Origin of the sequence: Corynebacterium sp. KPL1818 (genome assembly GCF_000478135.1) — a bacterium.
In the GTDB taxonomy this organism is placed as follows: domain Bacteria; phylum Actinomycetota; class Actinomycetes; order Mycobacteriales; family Mycobacteriaceae; genus Corynebacterium; species Corynebacterium accolens.
Genome location: NZ_KI515760.1, coordinates 276021 through 287004, shown reverse-complemented (window position 1 = coordinate 287004; position 10984 = coordinate 276021). Strand labels below are relative to the sequence as shown.

Annotated in this window: 18 protein-coding genes; 6 read left to right on the top strand and 12 right to left on the bottom strand. The window is 55.5% G+C overall.

The window, feature by feature from the left end; all coding sequences use genetic code 11:
- The 8 genes from HMPREF1261_RS10940 to HMPREF1261_RS10905 all read right to left on the bottom strand — a co-directional run.
- A partial coding sequence (locus HMPREF1261_RS10940) for a transposase (protein WP_023030989.1) occupies nucleotides 1–197 on the bottom strand: 197 nt, incomplete at its 3' end.
- Between the two features lie 145 nt (nucleotides 198–342).
- Nucleotides 343–948 (bottom strand): hypothetical protein, encoded by a 606-nt coding sequence (locus HMPREF1261_RS10935; protein WP_023030988.1) that lies wholly within the window; start codon nucleotides 946–948, stop codon nucleotides 343–345.
- A 7-nt stretch (nucleotides 949–955) separates the two neighbouring features.
- Nucleotides 956–1633: an FAD-dependent thymidylate synthase gene (gene thyX / locus HMPREF1261_RS10930; protein ID WP_023030987.1), complete on the bottom strand. Its 678-nt coding sequence runs from the start codon at nucleotides 1631–1633 to the stop codon at nucleotides 956–958.
- Nucleotides 1626–1997, bottom strand: coding sequence for a hypothetical protein (locus tag HMPREF1261_RS10925; RefSeq protein WP_023030986.1), 372 nt, complete (start codon nucleotides 1995–1997; stop codon nucleotides 1626–1628). The genes thyX and HMPREF1261_RS10925 overlap by 8 nt, the downstream gene beginning before the upstream one ends.
- On the bottom strand, nucleotides 1994–2356 hold the full coding sequence (locus HMPREF1261_RS10920; protein WP_023030985.1) for a hypothetical protein: 363 nt from the start codon (nucleotides 2354–2356) through the stop codon (nucleotides 1994–1996). Before HMPREF1261_RS10920 ends, HMPREF1261_RS10925 begins: the two co-directional genes overlap by 4 nt.
- Nucleotides 2353–2595: a hypothetical protein gene (locus HMPREF1261_RS10915; protein WP_023030984.1), complete on the bottom strand. Its 243-nt coding sequence runs from the start codon at nucleotides 2593–2595 to the stop codon at nucleotides 2353–2355. Before HMPREF1261_RS10915 ends, HMPREF1261_RS10920 begins: the two co-directional genes overlap by 4 nt.
- Nucleotides 2592–2924, bottom strand: coding sequence for a hypothetical protein (locus HMPREF1261_RS10910; RefSeq protein WP_023030983.1), 333 nt, complete (start codon nucleotides 2922–2924; stop codon nucleotides 2592–2594). Before HMPREF1261_RS10910 ends, HMPREF1261_RS10915 begins: the two co-directional genes overlap by 4 nt.
- Nucleotides 2921–3289 carry a hypothetical protein gene (locus tag HMPREF1261_RS10905; protein WP_023030982.1) on the bottom strand — a complete coding sequence of 123 codons (369 nt, stop codon included), beginning with the start codon at nucleotides 3287–3289 and terminating at the stop codon, nucleotides 2921–2923. The genes HMPREF1261_RS10910 and HMPREF1261_RS10905 overlap by 4 nt, the downstream gene beginning before the upstream one ends.
- Nucleotides 3290–3618: 329 nt before the next feature.
- Between HMPREF1261_RS10905 and HMPREF1261_RS10890 the strand changes: the two genes are divergently transcribed.
- From HMPREF1261_RS10890 to HMPREF1261_RS12910, 4 genes are all read left to right on the top strand, one after another.
- A protein-coding gene (locus tag HMPREF1261_RS10890) for an IS3 family transposase (protein WP_100067808.1) occupies nucleotides 3619–4811 on the top strand; the annotation gives its coding sequence in 2 pieces (ribosomal slippage) (nucleotides 3619–3898 and nucleotides 3898–4811; 1194 coding nt in all).
- 82 nt (nucleotides 4812–4893) lie between these two features.
- Nucleotides 4894–5025, top strand: coding sequence for a hypothetical protein (locus tag HMPREF1261_RS12780; protein WP_023030980.1), 132 nt, complete (start codon nucleotides 4894–4896; stop codon nucleotides 5023–5025).
- A 104-nt stretch (nucleotides 5026–5129) separates the two neighbouring features.
- The gene (locus HMPREF1261_RS10885) at nucleotides 5130–6230 is read left to right on the top strand and encodes a site-specific integrase (protein WP_023030979.1); all 1101 of its coding nucleotides are present in this window, start codon (nucleotides 5130–5132) and stop codon (nucleotides 6228–6230) included.
- 209 nt (nucleotides 6231–6439) lie between these two features.
- Nucleotides 6440–6598 (top strand): hypothetical protein, encoded by a 159-nt coding sequence (locus HMPREF1261_RS12910; protein ID WP_023030978.1) that lies wholly within the window; start codon nucleotides 6440–6442, stop codon nucleotides 6596–6598.
- A gap of 516 nt (nucleotides 6599–7114) precedes the next feature.
- On the opposite strand, the gene HMPREF1261_RS10875 is transcribed toward HMPREF1261_RS12910, so the two are convergent.
- On the bottom strand, nucleotides 7115–7564 hold the full coding sequence (locus HMPREF1261_RS10875; protein ID WP_023030976.1) for a Panacea domain-containing protein: 450 nt from the start codon (nucleotides 7562–7564) through the stop codon (nucleotides 7115–7117).
- A gap of 197 nt (nucleotides 7565–7761) precedes the next feature.
- Between HMPREF1261_RS10875 and HMPREF1261_RS10870 the strand changes: the two genes are divergently transcribed.
- Together HMPREF1261_RS10870 and HMPREF1261_RS10865 are read left to right on the top strand one after the other, a co-directional pair.
- Nucleotides 7762–8661, top strand: coding sequence for an ABC transporter ATP-binding protein (locus tag HMPREF1261_RS10870; RefSeq protein WP_005282349.1), 900 nt, complete (start codon nucleotides 7762–7764; stop codon nucleotides 8659–8661).
- A 3-nt stretch (nucleotides 8662–8664) separates the two neighbouring features.
- On the top strand, nucleotides 8665–9834 hold the full coding sequence (locus HMPREF1261_RS10865) for an ABC transporter permease (RefSeq protein ID WP_023030975.1): 1170 nt from the start codon (nucleotides 8665–8667) through the stop codon (nucleotides 9832–9834).
- A gap of 56 nt (nucleotides 9835–9890) precedes the next feature.
- On the opposite strand, the gene HMPREF1261_RS10860 is transcribed toward HMPREF1261_RS10865, so the two are convergent.
- From HMPREF1261_RS10860 to HMPREF1261_RS10850, 3 genes are all read right to left on the bottom strand, one after another.
- Nucleotides 9891–10094, bottom strand: coding sequence for a hypothetical protein (locus HMPREF1261_RS10860; RefSeq protein WP_023030974.1), 204 nt, complete (start codon nucleotides 10092–10094; stop codon nucleotides 9891–9893).
- Between the two features lie 72 nt (nucleotides 10095–10166).
- Nucleotides 10167–10487 carry a hypothetical protein gene (locus tag HMPREF1261_RS10855; RefSeq protein ID WP_023030973.1) on the bottom strand — a complete coding sequence of 107 codons (321 nt, stop codon included), beginning with the start codon at nucleotides 10485–10487 and terminating at the stop codon, nucleotides 10167–10169.
- Nucleotides 10474–10980, bottom strand: coding sequence for a MarR family winged helix-turn-helix transcriptional regulator (locus tag HMPREF1261_RS10850; protein WP_023030972.1), 507 nt, complete (start codon nucleotides 10978–10980; stop codon nucleotides 10474–10476). The genes HMPREF1261_RS10855 and HMPREF1261_RS10850 overlap by 14 nt, the downstream gene beginning before the upstream one ends.
- Nucleotides 10981–10984 lie beyond the last annotated feature (4 nt).

The window sequence follows — 10984 nt, the reverse complement described above, 5'->3', positions numbered from 1 at the left end:
GAATCATTCGCTGCTTGGACCTTGTCGCGCATGCTTTTTGTGCGGGCACGTTTGCCGGTGCCGTACTTCTTGATCCAAGAATGCAGCGAGGCACGGTTGATACCGAGCTCTGCTGATGCTGAGTTCAGTGAGAGGTCCTCATTGTTTTCGTAGAGGGCCACGGCATCGCGTTTGAACTGTTCGGAGTACCTGGACATGGTGGTAGATTACCTTTCTTCCAGCCCGACTGGGCTGGATATCAGGTGTCCACCAAACAGGGGTCAGGTCCGGGGGTCGTTTGCGTTGAGCGGCGTGTAGTTTTCGCTCAATGCGAAGCATAGCATAGGTGTGGAGAATTTTTGCTTATTTGCTGTTTATGTGCTTGATGATTTCATTGAGTTGATAGCAGGTGTTTCCTTCGGTGTCTCGGTGGACTGTGATGTATCCGGCTTTGCCCCAGTAGGTTATTGCTTTGCGGTCTGTCTTTTTGCCGGTGGCGGCGGTGGCTGCGGCTGCGGCATGCGCTGCTGTGAGTAGTTGGGTGGATGATTGTGCTTGGCGGATGAGCTCGGTGGGTGCTGCGGGCGGGTTCGCCCAGCGGTTGATTTGGCGGGCTTGGTCTTCGAGTTCTTGTGCTAGGTCTTGTGCCCATGTGAGTGTGGTGATGGCTTGTGCATGCCAGGCTATGAGTTGGCATATGCGGCGGGCTGAGAAGTCTGTGCCGGTGATGCGGGTGTTGATGCCTTCGGTGCCGAATGCTTTGAGTGCGAGTGCTCTTAGGCGTTGTTCGAGGGTTACGTATCGGTGTACCCATAGCCAGTTGCCTGGTGTTTTGGGGCCGTGGCCTTTGATGCTGTTGCGGGTTTTTATTTCGGGTGGGTTGGGGGTTGTGTGTTTGAGGGTTTGGAGTTGGTGGTAGTGGTGTTCGAGTTCGCGGGCGAGTTGGCGTAGTTCGTGTTCGTCTACCATGGGGTTCCTATTGGGGGAAGATGACGGGCGATACGGTGTGGAGTTGTCGGGCGGCGAGGCGCATGACTTCTTGGATTTCTGCGTCTGCGTCGGGTTGTGTGCGGCGGTGGATTACTTCGTTCCAGGCGCGGAGGTTGCCGGTGACGACCATGCGGGTTTCGATGCAGTTGGGGAGGAGTCCGCGGGCTGCCTCATTCCGCTGCTTTTTTGGGAGAGCCTCTAGCTCGTACTGCATGTCGGTGTAGTTGAGGATTGCTTCGCCAGCATCCTTGATGAATTGTTGTTTGGTCTCGTAGTTGGCATTACGGATTGCTGGAGGTATGACGATGTTGGCATCGCCTGCGTTGATGAAGCGCTGCGATTCGACACTAAAGCTCAGGTGCCGGTGGCGGGTAAGTTCTGCGAGGAATGCGCGGCTCACGCCGGTGAAATACAACGTTGCGGTGGCGTGCTCACTGATACTCCAGTGGCCTTGCTCCCCTAGTGTGCGCTGTAGGTAGTCCGCATCATCGCGGGTTACTTCATTCGGGCGGCGGAAGCTGCGGTAGCAGTTACGCCCCGCCATCGTGAGGAGGGTCTCCGCATCGGTGGAGGATTCCTGAATCTCCATCCATTCGGCGATGGCCGCTTCATTAATCTTCGTGTGAGCAAGCAAGATGACCCGGGGGATGGCGATGTTAGTCATGGTAAAAATCTTCCTCTTCGTCTAGGTGCTTATCGGCGGGCGCTTCGATGAAATATGCGGATGGGTGGCCGATGATGGTGACGCTGCCGTATTCCTCTACCGCCTCGGCGATATCGTGGCCGAGTTTGCGTTCTATCCCTGTGTTGCGGATGTAGGTGTGACATTCATCCAGTCGGAGGCCGAGCACCATCCCGAGGTACATGAGGATGGCGAGGCATACGTAGAGGAGGAGGTTCAGGACGGTGGTCACGCTGGGGTTGATGATGGTGAGGCCGAGACTCCAGATAAAGATGAAGCCGATTATCGTGAGGTTGGTTTTGCTACCTCGGCTGAATCTGGCCCAGTTCTGTTTGAAGGTGCTCATTTATTCACCTCTTCCCATTCCCCTACCCAGCGGCGGACTTCTTGGTGTGGGCCTACGTCCAGGTCTTCGCCTGTGCTGAGTGTGATGCCGTCGGAGTCGGTGTAGTCGTCTTCCCATTCCCCTGCTGGTGGCTGGCCGTCGGCTGTCCAGGCGCGGGGCAGGTCAAAACGGGGTTTGAGATAGGCGGCTATGTGCTGGCGTATTTTTACTTCTGGTTTGAGTGAAAATACGACGGCTGTATCGAGGGTTCCGTCTGTGTAGAACGGCTCAATGATGATTCCTAGGCCGTCATTGGTCTTCACCCACAAACCCACGGCCTCAGCTCGTTCCTTTTGTGTTAATTCAGCCAGTGTTTTCATGCTTTGCTCCATTCTGTGACGTGGCGGCGCATGCGGGTGCCGGGGTCTACGTCGAAATAGTGGGGGTCTTGTGCGTCGCCGTTCCAGCTGCCCCGCGGGTGCGGTTGGGTTGTGATTGTTTCGGTGTCCATGTCTGCGATGGTTTGCAGGGCACGGCGGGCGTGGAGTTGTGGCACGCGACCTTCATAAAGCTCCTCTTCGAGCCAGCGCTCCGCTTCCTCAGGTGTCATCGGGGTCATTGGTTCTCCTCTGCGTGGTTGGTGGCGGCGAGTAGGGCGAGGGCTATTTTCCGCATTTTGGCGGGGGCTCCTTTAACTCTTCCTGCTGCTGTGCGTAGCAGTATTTCGCCGTTGAAAATGTAGATTGAGCCGATATCGCGGCCTTCATCGTCTTCGACGAACCATCCTCTCGTGCCATCACTGAAAGACTGTGCGGGTTCTGGCAGGTCGGGGGCGAGCAAGCCAGCCTGGACGATAGCCTCTACTGCATCGTGTGGGTCGATGCGGACTTCTCCTAGTCGGCGGGCCTCTTCGAGCACCTGGAGGGCACGTTCAACGTTAGTCATCATTGTTGCTCCTGATATTTGGCTGCTGCGAGTAAGGCGAGGGCGAACTGGCGGGCCTGCTCAGTGCTCATGTAGGCCGACGCCTCGTTATATCCGCCGAATAAGAATTTGACATCCCCGGCCCAGACCCCGACGAGAGCACTATCGTCGTCATACCGCTCGGAGTCGTACCCTATGTTTATGAGGGAGTAGCGCACTGGCGCTTCGATCTTGTCGTAATCGTGGCGCAACGTGGGTAGGTCTGGTGCGAGTAGGCCTGCGTCATGAAGTGCTTGCGCGTGCTCTTGGCAAGCTGTCTGGGCGGCATGTCCCTCCACCTCTGAGCGCTGATAGAGAATATCAGCGGCTTTGCGAACAGTATCAGTCATTGGTTTCTCCTAGTATTGAATCGATGTGGACGAGTACGTGGGCGGCAAGGTCTTTCTCTATAGTCATTCGCTGAAGATCGTTTACGACAGATAGCCAGGCCCTTCTCATGGCGGCAAGCTCGCTTCGCATCCGCAGGACTTCCTGCGCAAGGTCTAGCCAGGAATATCGGTTAGTAGGGTTCGCGCCCTGCTCCGTCTCGATGACTTGGCGGCGTAGGTAGGCGTAGTTAATACTCATTCTTCTTCTCCGTCTAATAGGGACCTGACCCCTGTTTGGTGGACACCTGATATCCAGCCCAGTCGGGCTGGAAGAAAGGTAATCTACCACCATGTCCAGGTACTCCGAACAGTTCAAACGCGATGCCGTGGCCCTCTACGAAAACAATGAGGACCTCTCACTGAACTCAGCATCAGCAGAGCTCGGTATCAACCGTGCCTCGCTGCATTCTTGGATCAAGAAGTACGGCACCGGCAAACGTGCCCGCACAAAAAGCATGCGCGACAAGGTCCAAGCAGCGAATGATTCCGAACGGATCCGCCAGTTAGAAAAAGAGAACGCAAAGCTGCGCGAAGAACGTGACATCCTGCGCAAGGCCGCGAAATATTTTGCCGAAGAGACTCACTGGTGATCCGCTTCCAGTTTGTCTATGACCACCGAACCGAATTCTCGGTTAAGCGGATGTGCCAGGTGTTAAAGCTCAATCGCTCCTCGTTCTACAAATGGGTGCAAACCCGCGAAGAACGCAGGTTAAAGACGTGTTCGGATGCTCTTATTGGTGCAAGAATCAAGACCATCTTCGATGATGAATACGGGCTTTATGGTGCTAAACGCATCGCTGCAAGCCTTAAAGCCGATACGAGCTTTGGCCCGATAAATCACAAGAAAGTCGCACGAATCATGAAATCCATGGGACTTAAAGGCTTTACCAAACGCCGCCGATGCGTCACTACCAGGCGTAAGCCTGGTCACCGCGTCATGCCAGATCTAGTAGGCCGCAGATTCACAGCTGACAGGCCAAACCACGTCTATGTAGGCGACATTACGTACCTGCCGTGTAAGGGCGGCAAGAACATGTACCTGGCCACGGTCATCGACGTCTACTCGCGCAAACTTGTCGGACATGCACTCGCCGATCACATGCGGGTATCACTGGTTATCGAAGCTTTGTCCCATGCCAGGAAAGTCCGCGGAAGCCTTAAAGGGGCAATTTTCCATTCTGATCACGGCAGCGTGTACACCTCACAAGCCTTTAGGAACTATTGCTCGTCGTTGGGTGTGCGCCAGTCTATGGGAGCGGTAGGAACGAGTGCTGATAACGCCCTAGCAGAATCGTTTAACGCCACGCTCAAGCGGGAAATCTTGCGTGACAGGAAAGTCTTTGACAATCCGATCTCCTGCCGCCAAGAAGTCTTCCGGTGGTGCATGCGCTACAACACACGCCGACGGCACTCCTGGTGCAATCTTTCAGCTCCTGACGTCTTTGAAGCCGAGAATTCAGCTACACTGACTAGAGCAGCATAGCTAACCCCCGACGTGTCCACTTTCCGGGGGTCAGGCCCGTGGCCACCGCTACTACCTGGGCAACACCGGCTACGCCATCGGCATGACCCTCACCCTTGGCGGTTTGGGCGTGTGGGCGCTCATTGACGCATTCCTTATCAACAAGGCGTATGCGCGTAAGAATGATGAAATTCGCCAGCGAGTATTTGCCGAAAATGGCATCGCCAATATGTAAATTCGTGGCATAAAAAAGGGGCCGCCTTGCCGTGGCGGGTGGGTTGGGCAAGGCGGCTGTGTCACTTTGTGTAAGCAAGAAAAAAGGACACGAGGAATAGTCTAATGGCAAGCATTAAACCATACAAGACAGCGCGGGGCCGGGCATGGCGTGTGCAATACCGTAGCCCTGACGGGAAGAACCGAACAAAGCAAGGATTCCGCACGAAAAACGAAGCCCAAGCATGGGCTGACACAAACGCCGTATCCATACACCAGCAAGACTGGATAGACCCCAACGCCGGCAAGGTAAAAGTCCACGAAATTGGGGAGCGTTGGCTAACCATGCAAACGCACCTTAAGCCTAAAACGCTGCACGAGACTAAGGGTTTGTGGCGCCGCTACATACTACCTACGTGGGGTGACGTGCCTGTATCAGCTATTAAGCCGTCTACGGTACAAGAATGGGTATCCACCATGGGCAAGTCTGGTTCCACGGTTAGGCAGGCTCACGCCGTACTGGCGAAGGTGCTTGACCTGGCGGTCATGGACAAAGCTATACGCGAAAACCCGGCCCGCGGCGTGAAACTACCACGCAAAGGTAAGGCTGTGAAGGTGTATTTGACAGCAGAGCAGTTAGCGCAACTTGCAGGAGCGTGTGCGCGCCATAGCGAGATTGTGTGGGTGCTGGGGACTGTTGGGCTTAGGTGGGGTGAGCTTGCTGGGCTTCAGGTGCAGGACGTGAACGTGTTGCGCGGGCGGTTTAATATTGAGCGCTCAGCGGTCACTGTGGGTAGTGACGTGTCTATTGGCACGCCTAAAACGCATGAGAGGCGGAGTGTTGCCGTTCCTGATGTGGTGATGCGCCTTGTGATTCCGGTGATTGAGGGGCGTGGGCCAGAAGAGTTCGTGTGGGCTCGGGCTGATGGGTCGCCTATGAGGGTCCCATCTCATGGTGATTGGTTTGACCGGGCAGTGCACCGGTGCATGGCGGAGGATGCAACTTTTCCACGCATAACGCCGCATGGGCTTAGGCACGTAGCGGCGGGGTTAATGGTGTCGGCGGGTGCGAATGTGAAAGCTGTGCAGCGGCAGTTGGGTCATGCTTCAGCGGCGATGACGCTTGATACGTACGCGGAGTTGTTTGATGAAGATTTAGAGGCAGTGCGGTGTGCGGTTGATGAAAAGATTTCTGGTGTCGTGGGATTGCAGCGGCTGGGGTCTTAGAGTGCGTGTTTACGCTGGTTAAATGGGGTATTATTCGCAGGTTCGATCCCTGTCGGGGACACAAAACTTTTAGCCCTCTCGCTTTTTCCAGCGAGAGGGTTTCAATATACGCCCCGTTTGCGGATTAAGTAGCCACCGGAGGTTCAGGAAGCCCTTACCATCCTGAACCTCCGGGCTACCCCTCCAACTCTAAACGGAAGGATAAACCCATGACCACACGAACTCTCTACTTCATCGCCCTGGCCCTACTAGCCATATCTTTGATCATCAACGTCATCAACGGGTTCACTACCTCCAGCACCATTCTCACCGGTATGGCGGTGGCTACACTTGGCTGTGCCACCTACAAGAAAGTGTGGAAAAAATAAGCCCGCGAATCACGGACGCAAAAGCCGAGCGAAAATTGTGAGACGGGGCTAGGGCCAGCGCGTGGCAGGTGTCGCGGGACCCGCTTTAATGTGAGTAAAGATCCCCATACTTAGTCTCTATCTATAGAACGTAGAAAATTCCACCGTCTTTCCAGCCAACGAATGGAAGGTTCTCTTGGTGCCGGAACACGCGGAATTTGGTTAGCTCTTGGAACTGCCTAGGGATTTGAGCTTTGATTTCTTTTTTTGGGATAAATTCCGAGCCGAGCCCGTGCCTGTGGTGATTAACGAGATCTCTCCAAGAAATTAGTGAGCGTTTGTGCCATTTGTCGAGGAACTCGCGGCGCATCCTATCGGTCATTTGCCCGAATCCCCATCCACTCTGCAGAAACCTAGTGGACAGGAGCGGGTATTCGTTCGATGCCGCTCGTATGGCGCTCAAGACGCCTGTATCTGCACCACTGTGATTCTTCGAAACCGGGCGCGTGCCACGTCTCTTACTCTTCTTTGCCATACCTAGTTGAAGTATTCTTTGAGGTCGACATCAGAAATCTCAAGCCCCCGTTTTTCTTCAACGAAGTTTTTCTTCCAAGGTGACTCCGTGTGGGTTTTATTACGTAAAGCCCACGCCGAATAGGGGCCATACTTATTCCATACGTCAATCAGGGTATCTTCTACAGGCCGATAATCATCCCAATTGAAGTCATCAGAAATAAAAGTATCGGGGTCGATCGGGCTCTTACCGTACTTTTTAAGTTCGCGGTAGATGTCTACAACGACAGGTCCGTGGGCCCATGCTTCCATCCGTTCATTGAAGAGCGGCACCCCTCCGGAGGCTCGCATGTAAAGGCCCTTTGCGTAGTAAAGAAGCTTTTGAATTTTCAGCGGTGTGAGCTCGGCTTCTTCGGTTTCTTCAGCCCAAGCTACGAGCCATTCTGCGATTTGATGAGCAGTGTATTGCTTCATTGTGCACCTCCTTCCTGCTTGTTTTAAACGCTACAGCACGTGGAGAGCACTTTCTATTCCTACCTACTCGGTGGGGGCTTGACCCATGCAACCTGGCTTTCAATGGATTCCATAGCCAAACTGTTAGGTTTATGAAATACTAAGGTATCTAGAACCACGAAAGTTATGCAGTATAGGCGCGCCATGGAGGATACCCCTTGCCCACCTTAGAAATCGACCATCTCAATAAATCTTTCGGCAGCGTCCGCGCGCTGCGGGATATGACCTTTAGCGTGCAGGAGGGCGAAATCTTCGGCTTCGTCGGTTCCAATGGGGCGGGCAAGTCCACCACCATGCGCATCGCACTGGGCGTGCTCGCGAAAGACTCCGGCGAAGTTTATTTCGATGGCTCCCCCATTAATGACGATAACCGCCGCCGCATTGGCTATATGCCAGAAGAGCGCGGGCTCTACGGCAAGGAACCGCTGCTTAGCCAGCTGACGTTCCTGGGCACCCTGCACGGCATGAACAAGCAGGCCGCCCAGAAATCCGGCTCGGAGCTGCTGGAACAGCTAGGGCTGGGAGAGCGCCAGGACGACAAGCTCGATGACTTGTCCTTGGGCAACCAGCAGCGAGTGCAGCTAGCCGCCTCCCTCATCCATGACCCCGATATGTTGATTCTGGATGAGCCCTTTTCCGGCTTGGACCCCGTTGCGGTCAATGTCATGTCTGACATGCTGCGCGAGCGCGCCGCCCGCGGTGTGCCGGTCATCTTTTCCTCCCACCAACTGGACTTGGTGCAGCGCCTGTGCGATCACGTGGGCATCGTCACGCAAGGCCGCATGGTGGCAGAAGGCACGGTAGATGAGCTGCGCACCCAAGGCGCCTCGCGCTATGCGGTGGAAACCCCTGCTCGCGGTTGGTACCCGGAGGGCACCCACCTCGTGGAGGAAACTGACCAGGGCGTGGTGCTCGAGGCCGATGATGGCACCGATGACCAAGCCATCTTGCGCGCTGCCATGGCCGCTGGCCCCGTCCACTCCTTCGGCCTCAAGGTCCCTGACCTTACCGAGCTTTTCCAAGACGTCGTCACCAGCACCACCACCGAGGAGGCCTAGCCCATGCAGTATTCGGCAATGAAGACCATAGGGACCGTCGCCAAGCGCGAAATGGCGGTTGCCCTCAAGACCAAATCCGTTGTCATCATGATGCTGCTGCTTATCATTGGTGCCATCGCCACCCCCATCATCATTGACTTGCTGTCCGGTGGTGACGATGAACCAGACTCCGTCGCCGTGGTGGGCATGGAGGCAGACGCATTCGCTGATTCCGGGCTGGAGACGCAGGCCGCAGATGACCGGGATAGCGCGGTGCAGCTTATCGATGACGGCGACGTCGACGCCGCCCTCGTGCCCGCCAACGACGAGGGGTGGGAGCTTTTGGCCAACGGCACCGTCTCCACCACGATCTCCACCACGGTCAATCAAGTGGTTGCGGCGCAGGCGCAGGCAGAGGCACTAGATACGCTGAATATTGATCCCCAAGAGCTTGCCGCCGCCACCCCATCAGCCGAAGTGACCGCGGTAGATCTGGAAACAGATGAGGCCTCCGAAGAACAGATGGGCAATGTTGCCATCGTCCTTATCGCCGCCATCGTGGTGGTCTTTTCCATCATGACCTTCGCAGGGCTCATCGGTGGCCGCGTTACAGAAGAGAAGTCTTCGCGCGTGGTCGAAATCATCCTTTCCACGGTGCGCCCGGTGGATTTCTTGGCAGGCAAGGTCATTGGCAATACCATTATCGGGCTGCTCGGCACCTTCCTCATCTTGGCCGGCGGCGTGGCTTCCCTGGCATTTACTGGAGCAGCAAGCGAAATCCAGCTCGACTATGGTCTAATCGCTGCCCTGCTCGTCGGGGAAATCCTCGGTCTCTTATTCTTCGGCAGCCTCTATGCCGCAGCCGGCTCCATGGTGCAGCGCACCGAGGATCTGCAATCGACGCAGATGCCCATCCTGCTCATCGTCTTTGCCACCATGTATGTCCCCATGTTTGGCTGGACCAACTTGGATGCCACTTGGATGCAGGTCATGGGCTGGGTGCCGCCGGTCTCTATGTTGGTCGCTCCCCTCCAAGTTGCTGGCGGCAATATGAGCTGGCTGGGCTTGGCGGGAAGCTATGCGGTCCTCGCTGTAGTTACCGCGCTCATTCTCATCGTTGTCGCGCGCATCTACCGCCGCGCCATCTTGAATAACGGCAAGAAGATGACTTGGCGCCAGGTGCTCAAGAAATAAAAATAAATCCGGCCTCCCACTTTCAAAGGGAGGCCGGATTTTTCTATTGCGCAGAATTACTCAACGATGAATTCGTTGATGATCGGCTGGGTGATATCCAAGGTGCCGTGCTCGATGTAGTACATGCCAAAGAACATGGCGCCGAGCAGCACTACGGACAGCAGCATGCAGGGAATCCACTGGACAAAAACGGAAACCCAGCCCTCGGATTGCTGGCGGGCCGCCGCCTCGCGTTGTTCTTGAGCCTCGCGCTCGTTCATAATGATAAAACCTCTCGCTTCACCGAAGATTAACTAAAAGTATCTTAACAGTTTATGGTCTCCGTGGTGACATTAGATCCCCGGATCTTCATCATTTAATAAAGCCTCAAGGAATGCCTCGCGGTCTGTGAGCATTTTCTCGATATCCTCTTCCGCGCCCACGATCCAGGCATCGGCATCCTCATCAAAGGTCAACGCGGACTCGGGGTAGGCTTCCAAGGCTTCCTCCATCGCGGCAATCTGATCGGCATCGGCACGGTCCTCAGCAAAAGCTTCCGGATCACCAATGCGCTGGCCCAGCTCGCCCAAAGCCGTTAAGCCATATGTTTTATGCTGCTTTTTCGGGTGCTCGAAAAGTTCTTGTCCCATCATGGCGGTGTTATTTTCCTCCATTCAATAAAGAATCCGGGACGAATCCCGAATAGCCGGGGATATTATTGACCTGCAATACCCCATGGAAAAAGCGCTTGAGCGCAGGAACGTCATCCTCGTGGAGATGATCGAAGACCAAGCGGCGGACGGATTCCACGTGTTCGGGGGCCGCGCGCTCGAGATGGTGAAGCCCAGTCTCCGTGATGTACACGTTGACCCCGCGGCCATCATCGGTGGTCTTTTCTTTAACCAAGAGCCCGCGCTTTTCCATGCGGGTGACCTGGTGGGAGGCGCGCGAGCGATCCCAGGCGAGCTCCGTGCACAAGTCGCGCAGGCGCAGGTGCTGATCTGGTGCTTCCGAGAGGGATACCAGGACCGCGAATTCGGAGACGGAGATCTCCCCGCCAGCCTTAAGTGTCTCGTCCATGCCCCTATCTATCTTGCGGGTCGCGGCCAGTAATAGGCGCCATAGCTCCTGTTCATCATCGTTTAACCAGCGGGTTTGTTCAGACATAACG

Coding starts and splice junctions, on each gene's coding strand:
- HMPREF1261_RS10935 (WP_023030988.1), bottom strand. CDS start 948: ATGGTAGACGAACACGAACTACGCCAACTCGCCCGCGAACTCGAACAC.
- thyX (WP_023030987.1), bottom strand. CDS start 1,633: ATGACTAACATCGCCATCCCCCGGGTCATCTTGCTTGCTCACACGAAG.
- HMPREF1261_RS10925 (WP_023030986.1), bottom strand. CDS start 1,997: ATGAGCACCTTCAAACAGAACTGGGCCAGATTCAGCCGAGGTAGCAAA.
- HMPREF1261_RS10920 (WP_023030985.1), bottom strand. CDS start 2,356: ATGAAAACACTGGCTGAATTAACACAAAAGGAACGAGCTGAGGCCGTG.
- HMPREF1261_RS10915 (WP_023030984.1), bottom strand. CDS start 2,595: ATGACCCCGATGACACCTGAGGAAGCGGAGCGCTGGCTCGAAGAGGAG.
- HMPREF1261_RS10910 (WP_023030983.1), bottom strand. CDS start 2,924: ATGATGACTAACGTTGAACGTGCCCTCCAGGTGCTCGAAGAGGCCCGC.
- HMPREF1261_RS10905 (WP_023030982.1), bottom strand. CDS start 3,289: ATGACTGATACTGTTCGCAAAGCCGCTGATATTCTCTATCAGCGCTCA.
- HMPREF1261_RS12780 (WP_023030980.1), top strand. CDS start 4,894: ATGACCCTCACCCTTGGCGGTTTGGGCGTGTGGGCGCTCATTGACGCA.
- HMPREF1261_RS10885 (WP_023030979.1), top strand. CDS start 5,130: ATGGCAAGCATTAAACCATACAAGACAGCGCGGGGCCGGGCATGGCGT.
- HMPREF1261_RS12910 (WP_023030978.1), top strand. CDS start 6,440: ATGACCACACGAACTCTCTACTTCATCGCCCTGGCCCTACTAGCCATA.
- HMPREF1261_RS10875 (WP_023030976.1), bottom strand. CDS start 7,564: ATGAAGCAATACACTGCTCATCAAATCGCAGAATGGCTCGTAGCTTGG.
- HMPREF1261_RS10865 (WP_023030975.1), top strand. CDS start 8,665: ATGCAGTATTCGGCAATGAAGACCATAGGGACCGTCGCCAAGCGCGAA.
- HMPREF1261_RS10860 (WP_023030974.1), bottom strand. CDS start 10,094: ATGAACGAGCGCGAGGCTCAAGAACAACGCGAGGCGGCGGCCCGCCAG.
- HMPREF1261_RS10855 (WP_023030973.1), bottom strand. CDS start 10,487: ATGGAGGAAAATAACACCGCCATGATGGGACAAGAACTTTTCGAGCAC.
- HMPREF1261_RS10850 (WP_023030972.1), bottom strand. CDS start 10,980: ATGTCTGAACAAACCCGCTGGTTAAACGATGATGAACAGGAGCTATGG.